This window comes from Brevibacillus aydinogluensis (genome assembly GCF_961514395.1).
GTDB lineage: Bacteria > Bacillota > Bacilli > Brevibacillales > Brevibacillaceae > Brevibacillus > Brevibacillus aydinogluensis.
Genome location: NZ_OY569118.1, coordinates 1,382,598 through 1,401,052 on the forward strand (window position 1 = coordinate 1,382,598; position 18,455 = coordinate 1,401,052).

At 57.7% G+C, this 18,455-nt stretch carries 14 protein-coding genes, 1 pseudogene and 2 riboswitches; all 15 genes and pseudogenes read left to right on the forward strand.

Annotated features, from left to right (window positions below; genetic code table 11):
• Position 1 precedes the first annotated feature (1 nt).
• A complete protein-coding gene (locus tag Q7F15_RS06790) occupies positions 2–931 on the forward strand; it encodes an RluA family pseudouridine synthase (protein WP_171564329.1) in 930 nt (309 codons plus the stop codon).
• Positions 932–1,070: 139 nt separating this feature from the next.
• A complete protein-coding gene (locus Q7F15_RS06795; RefSeq protein WP_230077154.1) occupies positions 1,071–2,513 on the forward strand; it encodes a TolB family protein in 1,443 nt (480 codons plus the stop codon).
• Between the two features lie 214 nt (positions 2,514–2,727).
• The gene (pyrR, locus tag Q7F15_RS06800; protein ID WP_171564327.1) at positions 2,728–3,267 is read left to right on the forward strand and encodes a bifunctional pyr operon transcriptional regulator/uracil phosphoribosyltransferase PyrR; all 540 of its coding nucleotides are present in this window, start codon (positions 2,728–2,730) and stop codon (positions 3,265–3,267) included.
• Positions 3,268–3,458: 191 nt separating this feature from the next.
• Complete coding sequence (locus Q7F15_RS06805; RefSeq protein WP_171564326.1) at positions 3,459–4,805, forward strand: solute carrier family 23 protein; 1,347 nt, start codon at positions 3,459–3,461, stop codon at positions 4,803–4,805.
• A gap of 168 nt (positions 4,806–4,973) precedes the next feature.
• Positions 4,974–5,921, forward strand: coding sequence for an aspartate carbamoyltransferase catalytic subunit (locus Q7F15_RS06810; RefSeq protein ID WP_304415285.1), 948 nt, complete (start codon positions 4,974–4,976; stop codon positions 5,919–5,921).
• Positions 5,888–7,171, forward strand: coding sequence for a dihydroorotase (pyrC, locus tag Q7F15_RS06815; RefSeq protein WP_212131858.1), 1,284 nt, complete (start codon positions 5,888–5,890; stop codon positions 7,169–7,171). The genes Q7F15_RS06810 and pyrC overlap by 34 nt, the downstream gene beginning before the upstream one ends.
• A 26-nt stretch (positions 7,172–7,197) precedes the next feature.
• On the forward strand, positions 7,198–8,295 hold the full coding sequence (gene carA / locus Q7F15_RS06820) for a glutamine-hydrolyzing carbamoyl-phosphate synthase small subunit (RefSeq protein ID WP_230077152.1): 1,098 nt from the start codon (positions 7,198–7,200) through the stop codon (positions 8,293–8,295).
• The gene (gene carB, locus Q7F15_RS06825; protein WP_304415286.1) at positions 8,279–11,491 is read left to right on the forward strand and encodes a carbamoyl-phosphate synthase large subunit; all 3,213 of its coding nucleotides are present in this window, start codon (positions 8,279–8,281) and stop codon (positions 11,489–11,491) included. Before carA ends, carB begins: the two co-directional genes overlap by 17 nt.
• A gap of 226 nt (positions 11,492–11,717) precedes the next feature.
• The gene (gene pyrF, locus Q7F15_RS06830; protein ID WP_304415287.1) at positions 11,718–12,455 is read left to right on the forward strand and encodes an orotidine-5'-phosphate decarboxylase; all 738 of its coding nucleotides are present in this window, start codon (positions 11,718–11,720) and stop codon (positions 12,453–12,455) included.
• 25 nt (positions 12,456–12,480) lie between these two features.
• The gene (gene pyrE / locus Q7F15_RS06835) at positions 12,481–13,116 is read left to right on the forward strand and encodes an orotate phosphoribosyltransferase (RefSeq protein ID WP_304415288.1); all 636 of its coding nucleotides are present in this window, start codon (positions 12,481–12,483) and stop codon (positions 13,114–13,116) included.
• A 208-nt stretch (positions 13,117–13,324) separates the two neighbouring features.
• The gene (locus tag Q7F15_RS06840; RefSeq protein ID WP_304415289.1) at positions 13,325–13,894 is read left to right on the forward strand and encodes a DUF3221 domain-containing protein; all 570 of its coding nucleotides are present in this window, start codon (positions 13,325–13,327) and stop codon (positions 13,892–13,894) included.
• A 433-nt stretch (positions 13,895–14,327) separates the two neighbouring features.
• Positions 14,328–15,024 (forward strand): annotated as a pseudogene (locus tag Q7F15_RS06845) (reverse transcriptase domain-containing protein); the annotation flags it as partial.
• A gap of 375 nt (positions 15,025–15,399) precedes the next feature.
• Entirely contained in the window at positions 15,400–15,810 is a 411-nt protein-coding gene (locus Q7F15_RS06850; protein ID WP_304415290.1) for an ankyrin repeat domain-containing protein, read from the forward strand.
• A 269-nt stretch (positions 15,811–16,079) separates the two neighbouring features.
• Positions 16,080–16,187: riboswitch (SAM riboswitch) on the forward strand.
• Positions 16,188–16,272: 85 nt separating this feature from the next.
• Positions 16,273–16,382: riboswitch (SAM riboswitch) on the forward strand.
• Positions 16,383–16,437: 55 nt separating this feature from the next.
• Positions 16,438–17,763 carry a homoserine dehydrogenase gene (locus Q7F15_RS06855; protein WP_304415291.1) on the forward strand — a complete coding sequence of 442 codons (1,326 nt, stop codon included), beginning with the start codon at positions 16,438–16,440 and terminating at the stop codon, positions 17,761–17,763.
• 89 nt (positions 17,764–17,852) lie between these two features.
• A complete protein-coding gene (locus Q7F15_RS06860) occupies positions 17,853–18,401 on the forward strand; it encodes a glycerol-3-phosphate responsive antiterminator (RefSeq protein ID WP_171564319.1) in 549 nt (182 codons plus the stop codon).
• Positions 18,402–18,455 lie beyond the last annotated feature (54 nt).

Here is an 18,455-nt window from a genome sequence, read left to right on the forward strand (position 1 = left end):
GATGAACGACACGCAGTTGTTTGAACGGTACGACTGGACCGTTGAGCCTGCCGACGCGGGTGAGCGGATTGACAAATTCATCACGATGCAAAACGAAGACTGGTCCCGGTCACAAGTGCAAATCTGGATCAAGGAAGGCCGAGTGTCCGTCAACGGGGAGCCGGTGAAAAGCAACTACAAGCTGGCGGCGGACGACGAGATTACGCTGCGCGTCCCCCCGCCGAAGGAAATGGCGATCGAGCCGGAGCCGATGCCGCTCGACATCGTTTACGAAGACGCCGACGTAATTGTTGTGAACAAGCCGCGCGGGCTGGTGGTCCATCCTGCCCCCGGACACTACAGCGGCACACTGGTCAACGGTCTCTTGGCCCACTGCAAGGATCTGTCGGGGATTAACGGCGTGCTTCGGCCTGGCATTGTCCACCGCATCGACAAGGACACGTCCGGTCTGTTGATGGTGGCCAAAAACGACAAGGCGCACGTCAGCCTCGCCCGGCAGTTGAAAGAGCACAGCGTCAACCGCAAATACGTGGCCATCGTGCACGGGGTTATCCCGCACGAAATGGGCACAATCGACGCGCCAATCGGCCGGGACCCGAAAAACCGGCAGCAGATGGCCGTCGTCTTTGAAAACAGCAAACCGGCCGTCACCCATTTTGTCGTGCTGGAACGGTTTAAGGCGTTTACCCTGGTGGAGTTGAAGCTGGAGACGGGGCGCACCCACCAGATCCGGGTGCATATGAAATACATCGGCTATCCGCTGGCGGGAGACCCCAAGTACGGGCCGAAAAACACGCTGGAACTGAACGGCCAGGCGCTGCACGCCAAAACGCTGGGATTTGACCATCCGCGCACGGGCGAGCGGCTGGAGTTTGAAGCGCCGCTGCCGCAGGATCTGCTGGACGTGATTCACCAGCTGCGGCAAGCCTGACACAACGCACACATAATACGGTTCAGCGAATTAAACGCTAGGGAGTACCACAGATGTTCCCTGGCGTTTTTTGTTGCCGATGAAACATTGCCGCGTTGGTATCGTCATACCAACGACGAGAGAAAAAGGAGGAGTACGCATGTGGACGATGGTGAAACTGGCGGCATGTGCAGCGGCGCTGACGGCGTCGGTGCTGACCACATCCGCCCAGACCGGAACAGTCCCGGTCGCGACGGGTCAGGGCTCGGCTCCCGCGCCATCCCTGCCGACGGGAAGTGAACCGGCGGTAGACGTGCAGCCGGGAGAGCGGGCCGCAGACGCCCCTCAGCGCGTCAGCCAGACTGCCGTTCCGGCGACGATCGCGTTTATCCACAATAAGCATTTGTGGATACTCGACGCCAGCAAGGCCGACGCCGTGCCCGTGCAGGTGACGACGCAGGGCGAAGCAGAGATCGCCGGGTGGTCGGCCGACGGCAAATGGCTGCTCTACCTGCTGTACGAAAAGGAGGCGCGCTCCAGTTCGTCACCGGCTTACTTGTGGGCGGTGAAGGCGGACGGAACCGGAGCATTCCAGGTGGATGAGCGGCCCGTCTTGGAACATCCCAAGTGGTCGCCTGTCTCCCGCACCTTCGCCTACCTGGTCGCTGCGTCCGGGGCGGACGAGGACCGAAAAAAGCTGTTGGTGGTGGCGGAAATGGCCGGGGAGAAAGCGGGCGTCGTCAGCACCCAGACGATGGAGCTGGCCGATTTTGCCTGGATGCCGGACGGCAAGCGCCTGCTCGTCTCCGTGCCTGTCGCTTCGGACCGTCCGATGACGCTCAGGCTCATTGATCTGGCAGGCAATCAGCTGGCCGTCTATCCGCTTACCGAGCAGTCCAATGTGGACGAAGACATCTATCCGCTGGAGGCTACAGGGTTGAAAGTCGCTCCGGACGGCAAGCGGGTGGCTTACTATGTGTGGATGAATGCCGCTTCGCTTTCTAATGACGGCGTGCCGATTCAGATCCTTGACCTGACCCGCTCCGGCAGCAAACCGGTGGACATCGGCAGCGGTCTGGCCTATCCGCAGTGGCTGGCCTGGTCGCCGGACAGCAGCCTGCTGGCGTTTATCGACGGCGAAGATCGCATGGCCACGCACAACAAGCGCGTGATGATTGCGGATGCCAACGGGCGGGTGATCCCGGCAGGGCAGCCGGACAAGGTGGATGCGCAGCCGACGTGGACAGCCGCCTCTCCGTACACGCTGTATTTTACCCGCGGTGTTGAGACGTATTTTGAGGACGACCCGGAAAATCCGAAGGTGCCCGGGCAGCGCATTTGGCGGCGAAGCGCTGACGGCAGTCAGCAGGCTGTGACGCAGGGGACGGACAAGACGGCCGATATCTTTCCCACCCTGTCACCGGACGGAAACGCCTTGCTGTTTGTCCGGCTTGATGCCGCCGAACACGGCTCGCTCTATCTGAAAACGGGCAGTGAACGCGAAGTGGAACTGCTTCGGCATGTGACGGGTTCCGTCGGGTTTTACGGCAACCACCTGCCGGCGTGGATCAGCGTTTTCTGGAAAGAGCAAAAACCTCATTGACACGGCTTGCGATTCGTGCCATAATTCATTCTGACAAAGGGAACCTTTAAATCCAGTCCTGTGAGGCTGGCAAGGGCACGGATACGCAGAGACGGCAGGAAAAAGGGCGGATCACCCCTTTTGCCTGTCATCGGCCAGTGGCTTCTTGTCGCCTGACAAGAAGCCTTTTTTGTGCCACAGGTAAGACAAGCCGATTTCCGGGAGGGAAGCGCACGTGATCAACAAGAGCGTCATCATGGACGAAGCGGCCATCCGTCGGGCACTGACGCGGATCGCCCACGAAATCATCGAGCGGAACAAGGGTGTGGAAGACTGTATCATCGCCGGCATCAAGACGAGGGGCATCTACCTGGCGCAGCGGCTGGTGGAGCGGATCGAACTGATCGAAAACGTCAAGGTACCGGTCGGCCAGTTGGACATCACCTTTTACCGGGACGATCTGCAGCACAAATCAGAAGATGCGGTGCTGCACGGTGCCCAGTTGCCCGGTGACATCACCGGCAAGACGGTCATTCTCGTCGACGACGTGCTGTACACCGGACGAACGGTTCGGGCCGCACTGGACGCGCTGATCGACAACGGCCGCCCACGCATGATCCAGTTGGCCGTGCTGGTGGACCGCGGCCACCGCGAGCTGCCGATCCGACCCGACTTTGTCGGCAAGAACGTCCCTACGTCCCGTACTGAGATTGTGGACGTGAAGCTGGCGGAAGTGGACGGGATGGACATGGTCACCATCCGCCAGTTGATCTGAGACAAAAATGGATACGCCTCTTTAACCGCAATCCCGTGAGGTTGCGAAGAGGTTTACGCGCTTTCCATGCCCGTGGAAGGATGGAAGGAGTATGCCTCTTTGTGCCTGCACAAAGAGGTTTTTTGTTGGCCGAAATACGCAGTGCAGTATAGACAAATAAAAGACAAAACAAACGCAGGGGGACAATACAGATGAGTCAAAAAAACTTTGTCGATGTGCACGAAACACCCGCGGTCTCCAAGCTGCTGCCGCTCAGCATCCAGCACCTGTTTGCGATGTTTGGCGCGACTGTGCTGGTGCCGATTCTGACCGGCCTGGACCCGGCGACCGCGCTCTTTACCAGCGGGGTGGGAACACTCCTGTTTCTGCTGATTACCAAAGGCAAGCTGCCCAACTACCTGGGATCGTCGTTCGCCTTTATCGGCCCGATCATCACGGTAAGCCAGGCCTATGGCGTCGGCACCGCGCTGCTGGGCTGTCTGCTCTCCGGTCTGGTCTACGTCATCGTGGCGGCGATCGTGCAGAAGGCCGGCGTCAAGTGGCTGGACCGCGTTCTGCCACCGGTGGTGATCGCGTCCGTCATCGTCGTCATTGGCCTGAGCCTGTCGGTGGTGGCCGTCGATATGGCGACCAAGGTAACGGTGGACGGCCAGTCGGTCATGTCGCTCACCTCCATTGAAATTTCACTGGTGACGATGATTGTAACGGTTCTGGCGGCTGTGATGCTGCGCGGCTTTTTTGCCCTCATTCCGATTCTCATCGGCATCATCGCCGGGTACCTCTACACGCTCATGCGTCATCCTGAGCTGATTGACTTGAACAAGGTGGCTACTGCAGAGATCATTTCCGCTCCGGACTTCAAGCTGAAAGAAGTGGCCTTCGCGCTCGGCGACCCGTCCGCCTGGGTAGCGGCGCTGATCATTGCGCCGGTCGCGTTTGTCACGCTGGCGGAGCACCTCGGCCACCTGCTGGTGACGAGCCGGGTAATGGACCGCGATCTGATGAAAGATCCCGGACTGCACCGCAGCTTGCTGGGGGATGGAGTGGCGACCGCGCTGGCCGGTCTGATTGGCGGACCGCCTGCCACCACGTACGGGGAAAACATCGGTGTGCTCGCCATCACCCGTGTGTTCAGCCGCACGGTGATTGCGCTGGCGGCGGTATTGGCAATCCTGTTCTCCTTCTGCGGCAAAATCAGCGAGCTCCTGATGACGATTCCGACGCCAGTGCTGGGCGGTGTCTCCATCATCCTGTTCGGGATTATCGCGGCCCAGGGGCTTCGCATGTACGTCGAAAGCAAAGTGGACTTTTCCAACAAGCGCAACATGATCATTGCCGCCGCGATTCTGGTGACCGGGATCGGCGGTTACAAAATCAGCTTCGAGGGCGTTTCCTTCTGGCAGTCTTTCCTGCACAACCTGACAATTGACAACATCGCCTTCTCCACCTTCCTCGGCATCGTGCTGCACCTGATCCTGCCGGGCAAGGAATCGGCGATGGGGGAAGCGCACCGCGAAGAACAAAAGCATATCGCCTGACACGTTCCGACGACCTTTAAATCAGTCCCGAGAGGCTGGCAAGGCGGCTGGGCGCTGTTTCACCTGCGCACAGGGAAGCAAATCACGAGCTTCTTGCCTTACCTGCCTTCACGGCAAAGACGGCAAGAAGCTTTTTTTATCCAATTGCGGAATACGGAGGGATTTTCGATGAGCATCGTCACGCACCTGATTGGCATGAAAGAGCTGACAACGGATCAGATCGAGCGGCTGCTGGATCGCGCCGAATACTGGGCGGAGCGGCCTGGTGTGCAGACGGATGTGCTGAAGGGACGCTTCATCGCCAACCTGTTCTTCGAGGCCAGCACGAGAACCCGCTTTTCGTTTGAGGTGGCGCAAAAACGGCTGGGTGCGCACGTGCTGAATTTCATCCCGGAGACCTCTTCCACTGTAAAAGGGGAAACGATCTACGACACGATCCGCACGCTGGAAGCGATGGGCGTGGAGGCGGCGGTCATCCGCACGAAAAAGGACGGCCTGCTGACGGAACTGGCCTCTGAAGTCAGCCTTCATCTGATCAACGCGGGCGACGGCACCAACGAACATCCCACCCAGTGTCTGCTCGACCTCTTGACGATGCGGCAGCAGTTCGGCCGGATCGAGGGGCTGACCGTGGCCATCATCGGTGACCTTCGCCACAGCCGCGTGCTCGGTTCGCATCTGCACGCCCTGCCCAAGCTGGGGGCCAACCTGCTGCTCGCCGGTCCGTCCAGCATGATGCCGCCGGCGCAGATCGTGCCGGACGGGGTGAAAAAGGTCGACATCGACGAAGCGGTCCAGACGGCCGACGTGGTGATGATGCTGCGCGTGCAGTTGGAGCGGCACACAGACGCGCTGTTTGTATCCAAGGAAGAGTACCACCGGGCACACGGGCTGACGCTGGAGCGGGCCAAGATGATGAAGCCGGGCGCGGTGATCATGCACCCGGCGCCGGTCAACCGCGGAGTGGAAATCCACAGCGACCTGGTGGAATGCGAGAAGTCGCTGATCCAAAAACAAGTGACCAACGGCGTGGCTGCCCGCATGGCAGTACTGGAAACTGTGCTGAAAGGAAGCGATAAGACATGGGAATCATCCTTGGCAACGGCAAACGCATAAACGAGGCTGGCGAACTGATCCCCGCCGAAGTGCTAATCGAAGACGGACGCATCAAAGCGATCGATAAACAGCTTGCGCGCGACGGGCATGAGTGGATCGACTGCAAGGGCAGACTCATCTCCGCCGGCTTCATTGACGTCCACGTCCACCTGCGCGAACCGGGCTTTGAACACAAGGAGACGATCGCGACGGGGGCGCATGCAGCCGTAAAAGGCGGATTTACCACGATCGCCTGCATGCCCAACACCCGCCCTGTCATCGACAGTGTGGAGACGGTCCGCTACATTCTCGACAAGGCGCAGGAAGCGGGCAAGGCCCGCGTGCTCCCCTACGGAGCGATTACCGTGCGGCAGCTCGGCAAGGAATTGACCGACTTCGCCGCGCTCAAGGAAGCGGGGATTTTCGCCCTTACTGATGACGGCGTGGGCGTCCAATCCAGCGCGATGATGAAGGAAGCGATGAAGCGGGCGAAAGAACTGGGCCTCTCGATCGTTGCCCACTGCGAAGACGACGATCTGATCACTCCGGGCAGCGCGCTTCACGACGGCGTGGTGGCGGCGCGGCACGGCCTTCCGGGCATCCCGTCGGAATCGGAGTCGATCCACGTGGGACGGGACATCCTGCTGGCAGAGCAGACCGGCGTCCACTACCACGTCTGCCACATCAGCGCCAAGGAATCGGTGCGTCTGGTGCGGGACGGCAAGCGGGCCGGGGTGAACGTCACCTGCGAAGTGACGCCGCACCACCTGCTGCTCTGCGACGAAGACATCCCGGACGACCTGAACGCCAACTGGAAAATGAACCCGCCGCTGCGCAGCCGCGAAGACCGGGCGGCGCTGATCGCCGGACTGAAGGACGGCACGATTGACATCATCGCCACTGATCACGCCCCGCACACGACGGAAGAGAAGACGAACGGCATTGAGCGGGCACCGTTTGGCATCGTCGGACTGGAGACGGCATTCCCGCTCCTGTACACCCATCTGGTGCTGACCGGCGAACTGACGCTGAAGCAGTTGATTGAGCTGTTGACCGTAAAACCGGCAGAGATTTTCGGACTGCCGTACGGACGCCTGGAAGTGGGTGCTCCAGCCGATCTCAGCGTGCTTGATCTGGAAGCGGAGCGGACCATTGATCCCGGCACCTTTGCCAGCAAGGGAACCAACACGCCATTTGCCGGCTGGGTCTGCAAAGGATGGCCGACCCTGACGATGGTAAACGGTGCGATCGTATATCGGGAAGCGGAATAAGGAAGCAGAAAAAGGAGGAAGCGAAGATGCGAGCGAGACTGATCTTGGAAGACGGAACGGAGTGTGTCGGCACCGCTTTTGGGGCGACGACGGAGAGCGTGGGGGAAGTGGTATTCAACACCGGGTTGACCGGTTATCAGGAAGTGCTGTCCGATCCTTCCTACTGCGGCCAGATTGTCACCATGACCTACCCGCTGATCGGCAACTACGGGATCAATCGGGACGATTTTGAGGCGGTGCGCCCGTACATCCACGGATTCGTCGTCCGCGAGCACTGTGACACGCCGAGCAACTGGCGCAGCGCCGGGACGCTGGACGAACTGCTGAAAGCGTACGACATCCCGGGCATCGCCGGCGTCGACACGCGGATGCTGACCCGCAAGATTCGCTATCACGGTACGATGAAAGGGATGATCACGACCAGCGAGGCTCCCCTGTCCGAGCTGCTCGACTCGCTCCGCCGCGCTCCCCTGATGAACGATCAGGTGGCTCGTGTCTCCACCAAGAGCGTGTTTAGCTGTCCGGGAACGGGCCATCGCGTGGTGCTGGTCGACTTCGGCGCCAAGCATGGTATTTTGCGCGAGCTGACCAAGCGCAACTGCGATGTGGTCGTCGTTCCCCACAACGTGACCGCAGCCGAGATTCGCCGACTGCATCCGGACGGCATCCTCCTGTCCAATGGCCCCGGCGATCCGAAAGACGTGCCGCAGGCGATCGAGACAATCCGCGAGATTTTGGGCGAGTATCCGCTGTTTGGCATCTGTCTGGGCCACCAGTTGTTTGCCCTGGCATCTGGAGCGGACACGGTGAAGATGAAGTTTGGCCACCGCGGCGGCAACCATCCGGTCAAGGAGCTCGCGACAGGCCGCACCTACATCACGTCGCAGAACCACAGCTACGCGGTGAAAGCGGAGTCGATTCCGGGCACCGGCCTGGAGATTACGCACGTTGCACTGAACGACGGCACGGTGGAAGGTCTGCGCAATCTGGAGAAACGGGCTTTCTCCGTACAGTACCACCCGGAAGCGGCCCCAGGTCCTTACGACACCGGCTACCTGTTTGACCAGTTTCTCGAAATCATGGACACCGCGAAGGAGGAGAGGGCACATGCCAAAGCTCGCTGACCTGAAAAAAATCCTGGTGATCGGCTCCGGTCCCATCGTCATTGGACAGGCGGCGGAGTTTGACTACGCAGGCACACAGGCCTGCCAGGCGCTGAAGGAAGAAGGGCTGGAAGTGGTGCTGATCAACTCCAACCCGGCCACGATCATGACCGACACCAACATGGCGGACAACGTGTACATCGAACCGCTCACGCCGGAATTTGTCACCCGCGTCATCCGCAAGGAAAAACCGGACGGCCTGCTGCCTACCCTGGGCGGCCAAACCGGGCTCAACATGGCGGTGGCACTGGCAGAATCGGGTGTGCTGGCAGAAGAAAACGTGAAGCTGCTCGGCACCAACCTGGACGCGATCAAGCAGGCGGAAGACCGGGAGCAGTTCCGCGCCCTGATGAACGAGCTGGGCGAGCCGGTGCCCGAGTCGACGATCGTCAGCACCGTGGATGAAGCGGTGCGGTTCGCCAGCGAAATCGGCTACCCGATCATCGTCCGTCCGGCCTACACGCTGGGCGGCACCGGCGGCGGCATCTGCGAAGACGAGGAGAGCTTGCGGGAAATCGTGGCGAGCGGTCTGAAATACTCTCCCATCTCGCAGTGTCTGATCGAGAAGAGCATCGCCGGGATGAAGGAGATCGAGTACGAGGTAATGCGCGACGCAAACGACAACTGCATCGTCGTCTGCAACATGGAAAACATCGATCCGGTCGGGGTGCACACCGGCGACTCCATCGTCGTGGCGCCGAGCCAGACGCTATCCGACCGCGAGTATCAGATGCTCCGCTCCTCCGCGCTGAAAATCATTCGCGCGCTGGGCATCGAAGGCGGCTGCAACGTGCAGTTCGCGCTCGACCCGCACAGCTTTCGCTACTACGTGATCGAGGTAAACCCTCGCGTCAGCCGCTCCTCCGCGCTGGCCTCCAAGGCGACGGGCTACCCGATTGCCAAGATGGCTGCCAAAATCGCCATCGGCTACACGCTGGACGAACTGAAGAACCCGGTCACCGGCCAAACCTACGCCTGCTTCGAGCCGACGATCGACTACGTGGTGAGCAAAATCCCGCGCTGGCCGTTTGACAAGTTCCAGTCGGCCAACCGTAAGCTGGGCACGCAGATGAAGGCGACCGGGGAAGTGATGGCAATTGGCCGCACGTTTGAAGAGTCGATTATGAAAGCGATCCGCTCCCTGGAGATCGGCACCTACCACCTGGAGATCAAGGGCACGTCCGCGCTGGCCGACGAGGAGCTGAAAGACCGGCTGATCACCGCTGACGACGAGCGCCTGTTCCTGCTTGCAGAGGCACTGCGCCGCGGCTGGAGCATCGAGACGCTGCACGACCTGACCAGCATCGACCGTTTCTTCCTGCACAAGCTGCACAGGATCGTCGCTTTTGAACAAGAACTGGCGGCAGGTCTGACGCCGGAGAAGCTCTACGAGGCGAAGCGGATGGGCTTTACCGACCGGAAAATCGCTGAACTGACCGGCCGAACGGAAGCAGAAGTCCGCGCTCTGCGGGAAGAGCACGGCTTCAAGCCCGTGTTCAAGATGGTGGATACCTGCGCGGCCGAGTTTGAAGCGCAGACCCCGTACTACTACTCCACCTACGAGCAGGAAGACGAGCGGGTGGAGACGGGCAAAAAGCGCGTCGTCGTGCTTGGCTCCGGCCCGATCCGCATCGGCCAGGGCATCGAGTTCGACTACGCCACCGTTCACGCGGTCTGGGCGCTGAAAGAGGCGGGGTATGAAGCAATCATTATCAACAACAACCCGGAGACCGTCTCCACTGATTTCAACACCTCTGACCGCCTGTACTTCGAGCCGCTCTACATCGAAGACGTGATGAACATCATCGACGCGGAACAGCCCGAGGGCGTGATCGTTCAGTTTGGCGGACAGACTGCGATCAACCTGGCGGACAAACTGGCCGCCCGCGGCGTGCGCATCCTCGGCACCAGCCTGGAGAACATCGACGCAGCGGAAAATCGCGAAAAGTTTGAAGCGCTGCTCAGAAGCCTTGACATCGCCCAACCGCCGGGCAAAACCGTCACCTCTGTGGAAGAAGCGGTGGTGGCGGCTGAAAGCCTCGGCTTCCCGGTACTGGTTCGTCCATCCTACGTCCTGGGCGGCCGCGCGATGGAAATCGTCTACAACAAGACGGAACTTTTGGAGTACATGGAACACGCAGTGAAAGTCAATCCGGAGCATCCGGTGCTGGTCGACCGCTACATGGTCGGCACGGAGGCGGAGGTGGACGCCATCTGCGACGGGGAAAACGTGCTGATTCCGGGCATTATGGAACACATTGAGCGCGCAGGGGTGCACTCCGGTGACTCGATCGCAGTGTATCCGCCGCAGTCGCTCTCGCCTGAAATCAAAGCAGAACTGATCGACATGACGACGAAGCTGGCCCGCGCCCTGCAGATCAAAGGGCTGATCAACATTCAGTTTGTCATCTGCGACAACCGTCCGTACGTGATCGAGGTAAACCCGCGTTCGTCCCGGACCGTGCCGTTCCTGTCCAAAGTGACGGGCATCCCGATGGCGAACATCGCGACCAAGGCGATCCTCGGCCACTCCATCGTCGAGCAGGGCTTTACGCCCGGCTGCCATCCGGAAGACGAGATGGTTTCCGTGAAAGTGCCGGTCTTCTCCTTCGCCAAATTGCGCCGCGTCGACATCACGCTGGGTCCGGAAATGAAGTCGACCGGCGAAGTGATGGGCCGCGAGCGGACGCTGGCCAAAGCGCTGTACAAAGGGCTCCTGGCCGCCGGCATGAACATCCCGACACATGGTTCGCTGCTTGTCACCGTCGCCGACAAGGACAAGGAAGAAGCGCTGGAGATCGTGAAACGCTTCCATCGCCTGGGCTTTAAACTGCTGGCCACCTCTGGAACGGCGGATTACCTGGAGAAAGCGGGATTGACCGTCACCCGCGTAAACAAGCTGTCCGAGGGCACGCCCAACCTGCTGGACATGATCCATCAAGGGGAAGCGAATATTGTGTTAAACACCCTGACCAAAGGCAAGACACCGCAGCGGGACGGTTTCCGCATCCGCCGCGAAGCCGTGGAAAACGGTGCCGTCTGCCTGACGTCCCTGGACACAGCAAAAGCGCTCCTGCACGTCCTGGAGACGATCACGTTCTCTACGGAAGCGATGCCGGCGCAGCGCACGGGAGCCAAGCTCGCCGTGCCGGTATAACAGTCAGAGCGTCCCCTGCGGATCTACGGCTATGGATTCGCAGGGGAGTAAACGCGACGAAGTGTCGCCACTAGGAAGCCCCCTATCGGGGACCCGGATGTGGCTACGCAGGGGAGTAAACGCGACGAAGTGTCGCCACTAGGAAGCCCCCTATCGGGGACCTGGATGTGGCTACGCAGGGAAGCAAATTCGAGGCGGTGTCGCCACTAGGAAGGGAGAGAGCGGTGTGCCGCTGCAACCAACCGATATACGCGAGCGCATGATCGTTGCGCTCGACTTTTCCACGAAAAAGGACGTCACACAATGTCTGGCCCGGCTGGACGGGCTGATTCGATACGTCAAGGTGGGTATGGAACTGTACTATGCAGAAGGCCCGGCGATCGTCCACTACCTGAAGGAGCAGGGACTGAAGGTGTTTCTCGACCTGAAGGTGCACGACATTCCCAACACGGCCAAAGGGGCGATGAAAAGCCTGGGCCGTCACGGCGTCGACATGGTCAACGTGCACGCTGCGGGAGGCGTGGCGATGATGGAGGCGGCCCGGGAAGGACTGGAGCAGGGGACCGCGGCCGGTGCTCCCCGTCCTCTGCTGATCGGCGTTACGATGCTCACCTCGACCGGACAGCAGACGATGAACGAGGAGCTGGCGATTCCCGGCACGGTGGAAGATGTCGTCGTCCATTACGCGAAGTTGGCCAAACAGGCGGGGCTGGACGGAGTCGTCGCCTCTCCATTGGAAGTACCGATGATCAAGCAGGCGGCCGGTACTGATTTCCTCACCGTCACCCCGGGGATTCGGCCTCTCTGGGCGGAGAAGGGAGACCAGACTAGGATCACGACCCCGGAACAGGCGTTTCAGTTGGGGAGCGACTACATCGTAATCGGCCGGGCGGTTACGGCTTCGCCCGATCCTGCCGCCGCCTGGGAGCGGATCGTTAACGCCGTTCAGGCGGCATGCCTCTAAACGTACGCGAAGGGAAGAGGATAGGATGAATACCACGACAGCCAAAGAAATAGCGGGACACCTGCTGGAGATCGGCGCCGTTCACCTGCGCCCGGACCAGCCGTATACCTGGACATCCGGCATCAGGTCGCCGATCTACTGCGACAACCGGCTCACGATGTCCCATCCGCCGGTCCGCCGCCGGATTGCCCAGGCGTTTGCCGAGGTGATCCGCGAACATTTTCCGCAGGTGGAAGTAATCGCCGGAACGGCGACGGCAGGCATCCCGCACGCTGCCTGGGTGGCAGAACTGCTGGACCTGCCGATGATCTACGTGCGCGACAAGGCAAAGGGGCACGGGCGGCAGAATCAACTGGAAGGCGTGCTGGCCGCAGGTCAAAAAGTGGTGGTCATCGAGGATCTGATCTCCACCGGCGGCAGCTCGCTCAAAGCGGCAAAGGCCGTCCAGGCGGAGGGAGGCGACGTGCTCGGCGTGGTAGCGATCTTCAGCTACCAGTTTCCAGAAGCGGAAGCCCTCTTTAGGGAGGAAGGCATCCCGGTCGCGACGCTTTCCCACTACACTGCACTGCTCGAGACGGCACGCGAGCGCGGCGTCATCACGGCAGAGCAGGAAAGCCTGTTGGCCGACTGGCGCAAAGCCCCTCGCAGCTTTTATGCGTAACCGGTCATGACGCATGTCCAAACGGATTGGATAAAAAAATTTTGTACCTCAATCGACTGTACTTTACCAACGCCCTGTTTCGGGGCGTTTTTTGTTTTGTTCGTTACCAAAATGTAATTGATTTTCATGTTTTTTACATTATAATACTTCATAACCGGTGGGTAAAAATCGTGGATGCTCTTTTACATTTGAACGTAATGGAGGGATCATGAACAGACCATTACTGTACATAACCTTGTTTGCGTTTCTGCTTCTCACAGCAGGATGCTCGGATGAGAAACCCAAAAACGAACGCAAAGGTTTGACAGGATACGTCATCGAGACAAACTATGAGAAAAAAGCACTGCTGGTTGCTGAAAGTGACAAAACAGCAAGAGATGGCGACTATGACGCCGAATGGTATTTCGTAAACGACGATGCCATTCTGCTTGATCGCAAGAATAACAAGGTTTTGCTTACAGACATAGAGGTCGGAGCGGAAGTAGAAACATGGGCGGCTTCCCCTTCATTGGAATCGTATCCTGCGAAAACGGATTTGAGCAAACTTGTCGTTGCAGATGATGTACAACATCCACATTATCCCATGCTGCAAAAGAAAGCCATTCAAATGGCGCTAAACTTTGTAAAGAGTCTTTCTGACAAAGCTGATATATTCATTGTACAGGATGCAGTGAGCACCGAATCAGAATGGATCGTTCGCGTTTTTACTTTCAATGCAGGACAGAAGCACGAGATAAGTGTTCATGCAGAAACGGGTGAAGTAAAGCAAATCAAGTAACCCGGTATTGTGGAAAGCGCCTTTTCCGTTGGCTCGATAGGTGCCAGTGCCTTGCTGGTCAAGAAAAAGGATGGCCGATCTGACGACGCCATCCTTTTTCGGTGCGCCCAGCATGGGCGGTAGCTATAGGGTGAAAGTCCCGAACAGGAGTTGGCTGTACCAACCGTTAGCTCAAGGCAAGGGTGTCCACCGTGAGGCGGAATCTGTCTGAAGGAAGCCGGCGGCAAAGTCCCGCCCTGAGGTACACGAATCCGATTGGAGGTTACTGTATTCGGGCGAGTCTGCACAGCAAGACAAAGCTCTATACAGCCAAGGGATACGGCAGTATAGCGGGCAGGTACATGGGATGAAAGTTACCGCTCTTACCCGGAGAGGTCTGCATGATACTCCTACTACTGTTGGCAACCAACTTCACGAGCACTGAGCGACCAATCGGTCGCAGATCGAGGAAAGAACCTATAAACCGTAACCTGTCCGCAAGGTTGAAATCTCAAAGCCTGACGGAGGAGTGTGGTTGTTATGCATCCTTACCGTGGCAGAGCGGTTGATCCAGCAGGCCATCCTGCAAGTATTGATTCCCATTTTTGAACCCGACTTCTCCAACTGTGGTTTCGGCTTTCGTCCGGACGTCGTGCTTACGACACGGTACGTAAGGCGAAGCAAATTATTGATGAAGGTTATCGGTACGTGGTTGACATCGACCTAGAGAAATTCTTCGATTGAGTGAACCACGACATTCTGATGAGCCGTGTAGCACGAAAGGTGAAGGACAAGCGCCTCCTTACACTGATCCGTGCCTACCTTCAATCTGGAGTGATGGTCAACGGGGGGCGTGACGACGGAGGAGGGCACACCTCCAGGTGGTCCCTTAAGTCCGCTGTTGGCCAACATTCTATTAGACGATCTGGACAAGAAGTTGGAGAAAAGGGGACACCGTTTCTGCCGCTATGCGGACGACTGCAACATATGTCCAAACGTACGGGTGAACGTGTAAAAACAAGCGTGGAGCGATACTTGACTAGGTTCTCAAATTCAAAGTAAATCAACTCAAAAGTGCGGTGGATGACCCGTGCAATCGCAAGTTTTACGGGTTTAACTTTACTCCTGGAAAGGAAGCACTGATACGTCTACGCTCCAATCAATCATCCTGTTGAAAGAACGGATTCGCCAAAGGCTTCTGACTAAGACTGTGGACAAGTTGAAACGAGTTCGTACGCGGTACCACGAACTTCGTTTACTTGGTCTTTCTCACAGCAGAGCTCTGGAAATTACAAACACCTGAAAGGGGCGTGACGGTCAATTAAACCCGCACATGCACAAAACCCTTGGCATTGCCTACTGACAACAACAAGGGCTGATGAGTTTCATACTTTACACATTATCAAGCTTGGTGAACCGCTGTAAACCGGACGGTACGTACGGTGGTGTGTGACTCAATTGAGAATCTGTTATGCTATACTTTTTTTAAGTTTTATTTAGGGTAATGATAATAAGGAGGCAATATAATGAAAAAATATAGAGGTCTAATACTGTGGGGGATCTTTATCCTACTGTTAGGAATTAGTATCGTTGCTGCAATATCAGTACAATCTGATCGTGGCCCCGTTTATAACTATACTTATAATGAGGAGTTTAATCCGAACAATTTTTTTGATGCTGTACTTAAAGGTGATATTGAGAAAGTAAAGTCATTTATTAATAAATCTATGGATCCAAATATAACTGATGAAGAAGGAAGGACTGCACTTTTTATCGCTGTAAGAGAAAAAAACGTTGAGCTCGCTAAGTACTTACTAAGTGTAAATGCAGACCCTAACATTAAAGATTTTTACGATGATTCACCTTTAGAATTAGCGAAAGGATACAATAACAAAGATCTAGTTGATCTCTTAATTCAACATGGTGCAAGGGAGTAAAATCAGAATTAATGTCAAAATCAGTTGCAAATCCCTGATATAAGAGTTCATGCAGAAACTGATGAAGTGAAACAAATCAAATACCCGGTTTTCGATGGGTTCGGGTGCCTTGCTGGTCAAGAAAAAGGATGGCCGATCTGACGACTCCATCCTTTTTCGTATGTATGTCAACTTGCAGCGGCTTACGACGGGCGAAATGCCGGTCTGCCAGATTTTTGTTGACGAACAACCTGTGATTCTTTACAATGATACCCAAGAGTTAAACACTGTTCTTATCCAGAGCGGCGGAGGGACTGGCCCAATGAAGCCCGGCAACCGTCACGCGGTGCGTGACCAGGTGCCAATTCCTGCAAGACAGATGTCTTGACAGATAAGAAGCGGGTTTGATTGATATGGACGCAGACCTTCTTCTTGTCGGAGAAGGTTTTTTTATTTTTCTGTTTCAAAATTTCATAGGACTTCTTCTTATCCAGAGAGGTGGAGGGACTGGCCCGATGAAGCCCGGCAACCGTCACGCGGTGCGTGACCAGGTGCCAATTCCTGCAAGACACGCGTGTCTTGAGAGATGAGAAGAAGGCTCGAGCACAATGCACACCAGCCTTCTTCGAATCCGAAGAAGGCTTTTTCATGTTGTACAAACAAAAAACGGGGTGGAAAAACATGAGTGTGGTAAAAGTAGGCTTATTGGGATTGGGAACGGTAGGCGGCGGGGTGGTCAAGACGATCCGTTCGCAGCAGGAGAAGCTGTCGGCCCGGTTGGGCAAGCGCATCGAAATCGTCAAGGCGCTGGTGCGCGACTCGCGGAAGCAGCGGGCCGTGCAGGTGGAGCCATCGCTGTTGACGACACGGTTTGCCGACGTTCTGGAAAGCGACGTAGACATCGTCGTGGAAGTGATGGGCGGCGTGGAACCGACCTACGACTACGTACGGTCGCTGATCGAGAAGGGCTGTCATGTGGTGACGGCCAACAAGGAGCTGCTGGCCAAACGCGGCGCGGAGCTGGTGGAACTGGCCAACCGGCACGGCGTCCATCTCGCCTATGAAGCCAGCGTCGCGGGGGGAATTCCCATCCTTGGGGTGCTCCGTCAATTCCTCAGAACCAACGATATTACAAAGGTGTGCGGCATCCTCAACGGGACGACCAACTTTATCCTGTCGCAGATGGAGGAGGCCCAGCTTCCCTACGACGATGTGTTGAAGCGGGCACAGGAACTGGGGTATGCGGAGGCAGACCCGAGCTCCGACGTGGAAGGCTGGGACGCCTTGTACAAGCTGTACATTCTGGCACAGCTCGTGTTCGGGGAGTCGCTGCCCCTGTCAGCCATTGAGCGGCAGGGGATTGTTGAAGTCTCGCAGAGCCACATCCGGCTGGCGAAGGAACTGGGGTATCGGATCAAACTGCTGGCGCAAGCCCACCAGGGAAACGGCGGCCTGCACCTGTCCGTGCGGCCGACGCTGGTGCCGCTGGAGCATCCGCTGGCGCGCATCCAGGATGCATACAATGCCGTACAGGTGGAAGGCAGTCTCGTCGGCGACCTTTTGTTCACCGGCAAAGGGGCGGGCGAATTGCCGACTGCCAGCGCGGTTGTGGAAGATCTGGCCTACTTGCTGACCCAACCGTTTGCGCCTCATCCCGCTTGGCGTGAACGGCCGGAGGCGGTCCCGTCCAGCCGCCTCTCATCCGGCCTCGACTTCTGCTGCCTGGCAGGGACAGCGGCTGGCGTGACGCCGGAGCAGGTACTGCTGTTTCTCGAACGGGCGGGTGTCTCCGTTCGCAGGATGACCGTCCAGTACGATTCGGGCAGCGTCCTGCGTGTGGGCCTGCTCGCTGCCGGACTGCAGGAGGAGCACGTTGGGCTTTTGGAACGGGATTTCGGCCTCGAAGCGCGGCTGTACCCCGTGCTGGAGGCGGCCGATGATCAAGATGCTGACGGCGGGAGTGCGGGGCTGTAAACTAGCATCCAACTCCCCATCGCATTCGCCGGGATTTTTTGGCATGATAAAAGCGGAGCACTTCTTCTTCAAGGGGATGAGGACAAGTCATGCTGGGTTCGCAAACCATCTTGCCGGCCATTCGCCAAATGAAAGAATTTGAACGCGTCCTGGAAAGCCGGTACGAGACGATCATTTTGCTGGAGAGCCATATCTGCCAACTGAAAAGCATCGCCGACCTGGCACGCCGGCACGGAAAAAAGCTGTGGCTGCATGCCGATCTGGTGCAGGGATTGAAAAACGACGAGCACGGCGCACTGTTTCTTTGTCAGGAGATCAAGCCGGCCGGCGTCATTTCCACCCGTTCGCAGGTGATCACGACCGCCAAAAAGAAGGGCTTGGTCACGGTGCAGCGCCTGTTTCTGCTGGACTCCGGCGCGCTGGAGACGAGCTACAAAATCCTTGAGCAGACAAAACCCGATTTCGTCGAAGTCCTTCCGGGGGTCATGCCGCACATTATTACGGAAATTCGCGAACAGATTCAAATTCCGATCATCGTAGGCGGGTTTATCCGCACCCGGGAGGAGATCGAGAGCGCTCTGGCGGCAGGAGCCATCGCCGTCACCACCTCCGATCGAAACTTGTGGAAACAGCTGTAAAAAATGATTGACAACGCTTTCACGACCGCATAAGATTGATTACAGAAGTTCATA

Excerpts from the sequence above, each read along its gene's own strand:
- Q7F15_RS06840 (WP_304415289.1), top strand. The coding sequence starts at position 13,325 with ATGAACAGACCATTACTGTACATAACCTTGTTTGCGTTTCTGCTTCTC.
- pyrC (WP_212131858.1), top strand. The coding sequence starts at position 5,888 with ATGGGAATCATCCTTGGCAACGGCAAACGCATAAACGAGGCTGGCGAA.
- Q7F15_RS06855 (WP_304415291.1), top strand. The coding sequence starts at position 16,438 with ATGTTGTACAAACAAAAAACGGGGTGGAAAAACATGAGTGTGGTAAAA.
- carB (WP_304415286.1), top strand. The coding sequence starts at position 8,279 with ATGCCAAAGCTCGCTGACCTGAAAAAAATCCTGGTGATCGGCTCCGGT.
- Q7F15_RS06805 (WP_171564326.1), top strand. The coding sequence starts at position 3,459 with ATGAGTCAAAAAAACTTTGTCGATGTGCACGAAACACCCGCGGTCTCC.
- pyrE (WP_304415288.1), top strand. The coding sequence starts at position 12,481 with ATGAATACCACGACAGCCAAAGAAATAGCGGGACACCTGCTGGAGATC.
- carA (WP_230077152.1), top strand. The coding sequence starts at position 7,198 with ATGCGAGCGAGACTGATCTTGGAAGACGGAACGGAGTGTGTCGGCACC.
- Q7F15_RS06850 (WP_304415290.1), top strand. The coding sequence starts at position 15,400 with ATGAAAAAATATAGAGGTCTAATACTGTGGGGGATCTTTATCCTACTG.
- Q7F15_RS06790 (WP_171564329.1), top strand. The coding sequence starts at position 2 with ATGAACGACACGCAGTTGTTTGAACGGTACGACTGGACCGTTGAGCCT.
- Q7F15_RS06810 (WP_304415285.1), top strand. The coding sequence starts at position 4,974 with ATGAGCATCGTCACGCACCTGATTGGCATGAAAGAGCTGACAACGGAT.
- Q7F15_RS06860 (WP_171564319.1), top strand. The coding sequence starts at position 17,853 with ATGCTGGGTTCGCAAACCATCTTGCCGGCCATTCGCCAAATGAAAGAA.
- Q7F15_RS06795 (WP_230077154.1), top strand. The coding sequence starts at position 1,071 with ATGTGGACGATGGTGAAACTGGCGGCATGTGCAGCGGCGCTGACGGCG.